Origin of the sequence: Micromonospora thermarum (assembly GCF_012034245.1) — a bacterium.
Taxonomy (GTDB): Bacteria; Actinomycetota; Actinomycetes; order Mycobacteriales; family Micromonosporaceae; genus Micromonospora; species Micromonospora thermarum.
The window spans coordinates 112,625-121,815 of sequence record NZ_JAATEO010000020.1 but is presented as its reverse complement, the minus strand read 5'-3'; the positions used below and the strand labels follow the sequence as shown (position 1 = coordinate 121,815).

At 73.2% G+C, this 9,191-nt stretch carries 9 protein-coding genes; 4 read left to right on the top strand and 5 right to left on the bottom strand.

All coding sequences use genetic code 11. From position 1 onward, the window contains the following. Positions 1–137: 137 nt before the first annotated feature. From HCJ94_RS19170 to HCJ94_RS30945, 5 genes are all read right to left on the bottom strand, one after another. Positions 138–365 (bottom strand): hypothetical protein, encoded by a 228-nt coding sequence (locus tag HCJ94_RS19170; RefSeq protein WP_168002394.1) that lies wholly within the window; start codon positions 363–365, stop codon positions 138–140. Between the two features lie 35 nt (positions 366–400). Next, complete coding sequence (locus HCJ94_RS19165) at positions 401–637, bottom strand: preprotein translocase YidC (protein ID WP_168002393.1); 237 nt, start codon at positions 635–637, stop codon at positions 401–403. Positions 638–974: 337 nt separating this feature from the next. Continuing rightward, entirely contained in the window at positions 975–1,841 is an 867-nt protein-coding gene (locus tag HCJ94_RS19160) for a pentapeptide repeat-containing protein (RefSeq protein WP_168002392.1), read from the bottom strand. A 142-nt stretch (positions 1,842–1,983) separates the two neighbouring features. Next, positions 1,984–2,406 carry an SSI family serine proteinase inhibitor gene (locus tag HCJ94_RS19155; RefSeq protein ID WP_168002391.1) on the bottom strand — a complete coding sequence of 141 codons (423 nt, stop codon included), beginning with the start codon at positions 2,404–2,406 and terminating at the stop codon, positions 1,984–1,986. 114 nt (positions 2,407–2,520) lie between these two features. Next, positions 2,521–2,922, bottom strand: coding sequence for an SDR family oxidoreductase (locus tag HCJ94_RS30945; protein WP_240944331.1), 402 nt, complete (start codon positions 2,920–2,922; stop codon positions 2,521–2,523). A 137-nt stretch (positions 2,923–3,059) separates the two neighbouring features. Here HCJ94_RS30945 and HCJ94_RS19145 point away from each other — a divergent pair, with 137 nt between their 5' ends. The 4 genes from HCJ94_RS19145 to HCJ94_RS19130 are packed head-to-tail and all read left to right on the top strand — an operon-like array spanning position 3,060 to position 9,100. Further along, the gene (locus HCJ94_RS19145; protein WP_168002390.1) at positions 3,060–5,852 is read left to right on the top strand and encodes a beta propeller repeat protein; all 2,793 of its coding nucleotides are present in this window, start codon (positions 3,060–3,062) and stop codon (positions 5,850–5,852) included. A 25-nt stretch (positions 5,853–5,877) separates the two neighbouring features. After that, a complete protein-coding gene (locus HCJ94_RS19140; RefSeq protein ID WP_168002389.1) occupies positions 5,878–6,738 on the top strand; it encodes a carbohydrate ABC transporter permease in 861 nt (286 codons plus the stop codon). Beyond that, a complete protein-coding gene (locus HCJ94_RS19135) occupies positions 6,735–8,063 on the top strand; it encodes an ABC transporter substrate-binding protein (protein ID WP_168002388.1) in 1,329 nt (442 codons plus the stop codon). The genes HCJ94_RS19140 and HCJ94_RS19135 overlap by 4 nt, the downstream gene beginning before the upstream one ends. Then, positions 8,060–9,100: an ABC transporter ATP-binding protein gene (locus HCJ94_RS19130; protein ID WP_168002387.1), complete on the top strand. Its 1,041-nt coding sequence runs from the start codon at positions 8,060–8,062 to the stop codon at positions 9,098–9,100. The genes HCJ94_RS19135 and HCJ94_RS19130 overlap by 4 nt, the downstream gene beginning before the upstream one ends. Positions 9,101–9,191 lie beyond the last annotated feature (91 nt).

Below are 9,191 nucleotides of genomic sequence, written 5' to 3'. Positions count from 1 at the left end.
CCTCGTCGCCACCGGCGTGCCGGCCCCGGACGCGGCGGCCACGGCCGGTGCGACGCCCGCGGGAACCACCGACTCGGCGGGGTGAGCCTCCTCCGCCCCGCCGGGCGCTGAGCCGGGCCGCGCCGCGGCGGCCCGGCTCACTCCCGGTTCGGGTCAGTGGTGCCGCTGACGTCCGCCACGTCGTACCCGGCGCGGCTGATCTCCCGCGCCGACCGCCGGTTCTCGGCGGGCAGGTCCTCGAAGTCGTCGCCGACGTCCTCGGTGGTGTGCAGGGAATCACCCGGCGGCCGCAGCGACGCCTCCATCGCGGTGGCGCCGTCCGGCTCGTCCGTGTCGGCCAGGTCGAAACGGTGTTCGTCGGTCATGGCGCACTCCTGCCCCGTCAGGATCTCCGGAAACGTCAGCGTGCCGCGTCCGGGTGACCCGGCATGCTCGAACCGCCGGCGCTGCTGCCCGAGGACCCACCGGCCACGCCCGAGCCGTCGTCCTCCGTGACGATGTCCGGTTTCGTCGCCGGGCCGTCCGGCGCCGGCACGTCGGTGTCCGCGTCGACCTGGACCAGCCGGGCCTGACCTGCCTCGTCCTCGGCGTGCGCCGGATCGACCGGCTGCTCGCCCTGTCGTACTCGGTATCCCACGCCCGTGCCTCCCCGTCGGCGATGGTGCCCGTGTCCCCCACCGCCTACCCGGACGAATCGGGGAGAAACGTCGGCTCACGGCGGGCTCGGCCACGCCGCCCCCGACCTGGGTGCGCTCCAGCAGGCCCGCCCAGGCCCGACCAGGTTGTCCGGCCGCTGTCGAGCTGCCCCCGTCCATGAGACCGGGACATTGCCCCATCTGTGGGGGCAGCTCGACAGCGACTGCCCGGCATGCACCCGGTTCAGCGGGAGGTGGTCCACCCGGCGGGGCGCTTGCCGAGGTGGTGTCGGCAGGAAGCCCTTTCGTCCGCGGATCGTGGTGCGGACGGGCCGGCGTTCAGCGGCGGCGGCGACCGGCAGTGCTGGCGGGTGGGCGCCGCCGGACCGGGGTGAGCGGGAGTGCCGTCCAGTGCGGGGGCCGGCTGCGCCCGGGCGGCAGCCCGGTGCGCCGGTCGCCCCGGGCGGCGTCGAGTTGGGACTGGTGCACGAACAGGCTGCCCGACAGGTCGGCGCCCCGCAGGTCCGCGCCGCGCAGGTCCGCGCCGGTCAGGTCGGCCCCGGCCAGGTCGACGCCCCGCAGGTCGGCCCCGATCAGCACGGCGCCGCGCAGGTTGGCCCGCCGCAGGTCGACCCGGCGCAGGTCAGCGCCGAACAGGGCGGCGCCGCGCCGGTCGACGCCGGGCCGGCCGCCCCGCGCCCTGGTATGGTCCCCGGCCCGCGACAGCAGCGGGTTGACCCGCCCGCGGTACGCGTCGACGTCCAGCGCCCGCAGCGCCTCCGGGTCCCCGCCGGCCAGCCGGTCGGTCTCGGCGCGCGCCTCGGTCAGCGCGGCCCGCAACTCCGGCGGCGGGTCCAACGCCAACGCCTCGGTCAGGTACCAGAGCAGCTCGTGCAGCGGCCGCACCACGGCGAAGGTGTCGAACATCGCGCGGGCGGTCGCCCGGTCGTCTCGCCAGTCCCGCCCACCGGAGGTCACCCGCTGGCCCGCGCCGAAGCAGTCGAAGACCGTGCAGCCCGGGAAGCCCCGCTCGCGCAGCTGCGCGTGGATGCCGCAGCGGGAGTCCGCACCCAGGTGCGGGCAGGGCCGGCCGGCCGGCTTGTCGATCGCGAAGTCCGCCGAGGCGGCGAACGCCGGGGCCACGCAGCAGAGCCCCACGCACCGGGAACAGTCGGCGCGCAGGTCGTCCGGACCGGTTTCCGTCACGCTGACCGTTTCTCCTGCTGAAGCTGCCTGAATCGAACGCCCCATTCTCGCACCGGCCCAATCGGCGCCGGCCCGCGGACGGGGGCCGCGCGGCGCCCGGGGGAGCGGGCGCCGCGCGGCGGGCATCAGAGCGTGAAGCGGGTCAGAAGGCGAAGAGGGAGCCGGTCTCACGCAGCAGTTCGCAGCGGTTGCCGAACGTCTCGGTGTACGACACGGGACGGTCCTGCCAGAACCCGACCGCCCGGACGGTCACCGGGGCGTACTCCAGGGTGCAGAAGCCGGGGTTGCCGCTCAGCGAGGCCAGGTCGCCGTCGGCGGCGGCGAGGTCCTGGCATGCGGACGCGGCGTACGGGTGGGTGCCGCCGACCGGCTCGCACCGCAGCGCGGCGGCCCGGGGCGCGCCGGTGGTGTGCGGGACGACGCTCAGCAGCAGCACGGAGGTGGCCTGCTCGGCGAGGGCGGGCTGAGCGGGGGCGGCGTGGGCGGGGGTGGCCGCGACGGTGAGCGCGGCCGTGCCGAGGACGGCCGCCGCGGAGAGCGCGGCGACCCGCTGGGCGAGGGGCATCGTGTGTCCTTCCGTAGGGGCCCCGGGTAGGGGCCGGTCGTCGGCCCGGCCGTCGTGCGACCGGGCCGCCGACCACCCTAGGTGGACACTGTGAACCCGCTGTGTAACGGACTGTTACGTAGGCTCGACCCGCCGCCAGGAGTCGTCGGGCAGCGCCGCGGCCTGCGGGCCCATCAGCAGCATCCCGCCGTCGACCGGCCAGGACGCCCCGGTGACGTACGCGGCGGCGGGGGAGGCGAGCAGCGCGACCACGGCGGCGACCTCCCGCGCGTCCCCGGGCCGTCCCACCGGCACTCCGGGCCGCGGCTGGGTGAACGGGTCGACGGCGGCCCCCATCCGCCGCGCCGCCCGCTGCCCGCAGAGGAACGGCCCGTCCAGGTCGACGGCGAGCACCTCCCGCCACTGCTCCCACCCGGTGTCGACGAACGGCGTCGGCTCCGGTGACGATGGCGATGCGGGGAAAGTCGTCGTGACGTGCAGGCATGCCGGGGCGTTACCCGGCAGGCCGGACGACAATCATTTGTGAACTCAATCGACGCAGAGGATTGTGTCGCCGATCACCCTCTGACATCCTCCTGCATGGACGCTGCCAGCGACGGTCGCCAATCCAGAGGCGCCGCGCTGCGGCGACGCCTTCTCCGGGAGGGACCCTCGTGAAGCGCAGACGTCGCCATCTACTCGCAGGACTAGCGGTCGCCGCACTCGTGGCGACGACGGGTGCCGCGGGCATCCATTTCACCGGCGCCGAGGTGCCGGCCGCCGCGGCGGCCGGCGACGGCGAGATGCCCAGCGCCCTGGGCGCCCATCTGGAGCGGCTGCGGCAGGCGGCGCCCGGCAACGACGGCATGTCGCCGGACGGTCCCGGCGGCGCCGCCCAGCAGGAGTTCATGGAGCGGGCGTACCCGGCCAACGACATCAGCATCGCCGAGGTGGACCGCGCCAAGGCCGCGTACGCCGCGGCGGAGAAGCGGTTCCGGGGCAGCCAGAGCTGGACCAGCGTCGGCCCGAGCGAGGCGCTGTACCCGTTCACCGAGTTCCGTAACGCGTTCAACTACGTACCGAACGAGTACGTCGCCGGCGGGCGGGTCACCTCGCTCGACATCAGCCCCGACTGCAACCAGCTGCTCTGCCGGGCGTACGCGACCCCGGCCGGTGGTGGCGTCTGGGGCACGCTGAACATCCTCGCCGCCGAGCCCAAGTGGTTCTACCTGGGCGGCCCGCTGGGGATCAACGCGGCCGGCTCGGTCAAGATCGACCGTAACGACAAGACCGGCCTGACGATCTACGTCGGCACCGGCGAGGCGAACACCTGTGGTTCCGGCTGTGTCGCCGGCGTCGGCCTCTACAAGTCCACCAACGGCGGCCTGACCTGGTCGGGCCCGCTCGGCAAGGACGTGCTCTCCGGCAAGGGCATCGCCGAGATCACCATCAAGCCGGGCGACCCCAAGACGATGTACGTCGCCACCACCATCGCGCTGCGCGGCATGTCCAGCTCCTGCTGCACCGGCGTCACCCGGCCGGTGCCGGACGCCGCGAAGTGGGGTCTCTACAAGACCACCGACGGCGGCAAGAACTGGACGTTCCTCCACAACGGTTCGACCAACGCCGCCGACTGCACCGGCAGCGCCGCCGAGTACGCGAACACCGCCGCCTGCTCGCCGCGCGGCGTCCGTTACGTCAAGCTCGACCCGAAGAACTCCGACATCGTGTACGCCTCGTCGTACGCCCGCGGTGTGTGGCGCTCCTCGGACGCCGGAATGACCTGGACGCAGATCAAGCCGTCGCTGAACCCGGCGGTCTTCCAGACCCGCGCCGCGATCGACGTCACCGCCCTGCCGAACGGCAAGACCCGGATGTACGTCTACGAGGGCAACATCGGCAACCCGTACTCGCGGCTGTTCCGCAGCGACGACGTGGCCGCCGGTGCCCCGGCCTTCGCCGACCTGACCAGCTCGAACCCGGCCGACCCGGGCTTCGCCACCTACAACCAGTGCACCGGCCAGTGCTGGTACGACGTGTTCGTGCACACCCCGGCCGGGCACCCGGACGTGGTCTACACCGGTGGTTCCTACGTCTACGGCGAGACGGTCGCCCACAAGCGGGCGGTCGTCCTCTCCACCGACGCCGGCGTCAGCGGCACGGACATGACCTACGACGGCACCGACGAGCTGCACCCGAACGGCCTGCACCCGGACCAGCACGCCCTGGTGACCAACCCGCGCAACCCGTTCCAGTTCTTCGAGGCCAACGACGGCGGCATCATGCGCTCCAGCGGCCAGTTCGTCGACCGCTCCGCCTGGTGCGACAACCCGGACCGCAACCTCACCACGCAGGCCCGGAAGGACCGCTGCAAGCAGATGCTCTCGAAGATCCCCGCCAAGCTGGAGGGGGTCAACAAGGGCATGAACACGCTGCAGTTCATCAGCCTGTCGGTCAGCCCGCACGACGTGAACCTGCTCCAGGGTGGCACGCAGGACAACGGCACCTGGGAGAACAAGGGCGAGCGGCGCCGCTGGGTGAACACGATGATCGGTGACGGCGGCGCCTCCGGCTTCGACGTCGGCAAGCCGGAGTTCCGCTTCCACACCTTCTTCGACGTGTCGCCCGAGGTGAACTTCAACAACGGCGACATCGGCAGCTGGATCTGGACCGCCGACCCGATCTACGGCCAGGCGGGCAACCTGTTCTACGCCCCGGTGATCAACGACCCGAAGGTCAGCGGCACGATGTTCGCCGGCACGGCCCGGACGGTCTACCGCACCAAGACCTTCGGCCTCGGCAACCGGACCCTCGACGAGGCCGACCGCATCTGCAACACCTGGACCGGCACGTACGAGGCGCAGTGCGGCGACTGGGCGGAGCTGGGCACCACCCGGCTCACCGACGCCGCCTGGGGCGACCGGGCCGGCGGCGCGGTCTCGGTGGTCCAGCGGGTCGACAGCGACTCGTCCACCGCGTACGCGGCCACCAGCACCGGCCGGGTCTTCGTCACCCGCAACGTCGACGCCGAGCCGGCGTCGGCGGTCACCTGGACCCGGATCGACAACGCCAGCACGCCGAACCGCTTCGTCACGAGCATTCACGTCGACCCGGCCGCCCCGGCCCGGGCGTGGGTGTCGTACAGCGGCTTCAACTCGAACACCCCGACCACCGTCGGTCACGCGTTCGAGGTGACGGTGGCCGGCGCGGCGGCCTCGTGGACCGACCGGTCGTACGACTTCGGCGACCAGCCGATCACCGACCTGGTCCGGGACGACGTGACCGGTGACCTGTACGCGTCCACCGACTTCGGCGTCCTGCGCCTGGCCAAGGGCTCGACGAGCTGGGTCAAGGCGGCCGGCGGCATGCCGAACGTCGAGGTCGCCGGGCTCACCATCGTGCCGGGCAAGCGGATCCTCTACGCCGCCTCGCACGGTCTGGGTGCCTGGCAGCTCAAGCTGGGGTAGGCAGATCATCAAAGGCACCAACCGGGTGGGGGGCCGCGCGAGCGGCCCCCCACCGCTGCCCGGGGCGGCCGGTCGCGTCTGGCGTACCCTCGGCGCGGCGTTCGTCGTCCTCGTCTTCGTCCCGCCGCTGCTGCTGCTGGTATCCGGCTCGCTCACCGAGCCCGGCCTGCCGCCGTCCCCGACGCCGCACCTGGTCCCGGACCCGGTCTCCACCGCCGGTTACCGGCAGGCACTGGAGATCGGCGGCCTGCTGCGCGCCTCGCTCAACTCGGTGCTCGTCGCCGTCGTCGCCGTGCCGCTGAGCGTGCTCGTGGCCGCGCTCGCCGGGTTCGCGCTGGCCCGGCTCGCGCCGCGCACCACCGCCACCGTCGTCGCGGCCTCCCTGGTCGCCCTGATGGTGCCGGCCACCGCGCTGCTCGTACCCCGGTTCGCGATCTTCCGCGCGCTGGGCCTGACCGATACGCTGGTGCCGTTGATCGCTCCGGCGTTGCTGGGCACCTCGCCGCTGTACGTGCTGGTCTACTACCTGGCCTTCCGGGCACTGCCGCGGGACCTCTACGACGCCTGCCTGGTGGAGGACCTCTCACCCATGCGCATCTGGTGGCGGGTCGCCCTCCCGCTGGTCCGCCCGGTCACCGCCGCGCTCACCGCCCTCACCTTCGTGCTGACCTGGTCGAACTTCCTCGACCCGCTGATCTACGTGTACGACCGCGACCTGTTCACGTTGCCGCTGGCGCTGCGCTCGCTGTCGGTGCTGGACCCGACGAACTTCCCGGTGTTCCTCGCCGGGGCGGTCCTCGCCACCGCGCCGGCCCTGCTGGTCTTCGTGCTCGCCCAGCGCCGCTTCCTCCATCACGACGATCCGACCGGACGGGACCGCCCATGAGACCGAAGACGTTGCTCGCCCTGCTGCTGTCCGTCACGCTGCTCGCCACCGCCTGCGGAACGGGCTCCGGATCCTCGAAGGACGAGTCGGGCCCGGTGCAGCTGCTGGTCTTCGGCGCCCCGGAGGAGCTGGCCGCGTACCGCACGCTCACCGAGGCGTACGAGAAGGCCCGCCCCGGCACCGACGTGCAGCTGGTCGAGGCGAGTGACCGCAAGGACCTGCTGGCCCGGCTCGCCACCTCGGTCGCCGGGGGCGCCCCGCCGGACCTGTTCCTGATGAACTACCGCTTCTACGGCCAGTTCGCGGCGAAGAACGTCGTGGAGCCGCTGGACGAGCGCATCGCCGGCTCCGACGCGATCGACCCGGCGGACTACTACCCGGTGGCGATGGACGCCTTCACGTGGGGCGGCAAGCAGCTCTGCCTGCCGCAGAACGTGTCGAGCCTCGCCGTCTACTACAACCGCACGCTCTTCACGAAGTACGGCGTGCCCGAGCCGAAGGCCGGCTGGACCTGGAACGACATGGTCGGCACCGCCATCGCGATGACCCGTGACTCCCGGGGCGTGGTGGTCAAGGGCACCGAGAGCGAGGGCGCCGCCGCGCGGCCGGCCGTGCACGGTCTCGGCATCGAGCCGTCGATCATCCGCGTCGCCCCGTTCGTGTGGTCCGCCGGCGGCGAGATCGTCGACAACCCCGACAAGCCGACCCGGCTCACCCTGGACACCCCGGTCGCCCGGGAGGCGCTGAAGAACCTCGTGGACCTGCGCCAGGCGTACGGGGTGGTGCCCACCGACGAGGAGGTCGAGGCCGAGGACGACGAGTCGCGCTTCGCCAACGGCCGCCTCGCGATGCTGATGTCGTCGCGCCGCTCCACCACCACGTTCCGCTCGATCACCGACTTCGAGTGGGACGTCGCCCCGCTGCCGGTCTACCAGAAGCAGGTGGGGGTGCTGCACTCGGACGCGTACTGCATGACCCGGGGCGGCAAGCGTAAGGACGCCGCGTGGCGGTTCCTCGAGTTCGCCATCTCGGAGGAGGGGCAGCGGATCATCGCCGCCACCGGCCGGACCGTCCCTTCGCACATCGGCGTCTCGCAGTCCCCGGCGTTCCTCGGCCCGTCCCAGCCGCCGCGCAGCGCCAAGGTGTTCCTCGACACGATCCCCACCGTCCGGGCCCTGCCGACCGTCTCGACCTGGCCGGAGATCGAGGACGTCACCGCGGGCATCCTGGAGAACGCCCTGTACCGGGGGGACAAGCTCGACGACGTCATCCGCGACCTGGACCAGCAGACCCGCCCGCTGTTCGCCCGCGGTGAGCACGGGTGAGCGAACCGGGTCTGACCCTGGACGGCGTGAGCGCCGCCTACCGCGGCGCCACCGTCCTGCACGAGGTGGACCTGAGCGTCGCCCGGGGTGAACTCCTGGTGGTTCTCGGCCCGTCCGGGGCGGGCAAGTCGACGGTGCTGCGGGTGGTGGCCGGGCTGGAGCCCGCCACCGCCGGCCGTGTCCGCATCGCCGGCCGGGACGTCACCTCCGACCGTCCCGGCCTGCGCAACGTGTCCATGGTCTTCCAGTCGTACGCCCTCTTCCCGCACCTCACCGTCGCCGAGAACATCGCCTTCGGCCTGGAGGTCCGGGACACCCCGCGCGCCGTGGCCCGGGAGCGGGCCCGGACGGCGGCCGAGACGGTCGGCTGCGCGGCCCTGCTCGACCGGCGGCCCGGCCAGCTCTCCGGCGGGGAGCGGCAGCGGGTCGCCCTGGCCCGGGCGCTGGTACGCGAGCCGGACGTCTTCCTGCTCGACGAGCCGCTGTCCAACCTCGACCTCGCCCTGCGTGTCGAGATGCGCGCCGAGCTGCGGGCCCTGCACGACCGGCTCGGCGCCACGATGGTGCACGTCACCCACGACCAGACCGAGGCGCTGGTGCTCGCCGACCGGATCGCGGTGCTGCGCGACGGCCGGGTCGAGCAGGTGGGCACCCCGGACGAGATCTGGCGTGCCCCGGCGAGCACGTTCGTGGCCCGTTTCGTCGGCTCCCCGGCGATGAACCTGCTCCCCGCCGACGGCCCGGTCCGCCCCGCCGGGGAGGCCCCGCCGGGCGTGCCGGCCGAGGGCCTCCAGATCGGATTCCGCCCCGAGGCGGTCGCCATCGACCGGGCGGAGGGCGCGGCCGCCACCGTCGACCGGGTCGAGGTGGTCGGCGAGGACGCGTACGCGTACCTCAGCCTCGCGGCGGGGCAGCCGGTGGTCGCCCGGGTGCCAGCCGCCCGCCGCCCCGAGCGGGGCGCGGCCGTCCAGGTCGGGGTCCGCTGGGCCGACACGCACGTCTTCCACGCCGACTCCGGCCTCCGGTACGCGCCGTGAGCGCGAGGAGCGAGCCGGGTCTGCGAGCCCCGCGGTCGGAAACGAGGGCGGCAGGGGCGAGCGCGAGGAGCGAGCCCCCTCCGCGACCCCC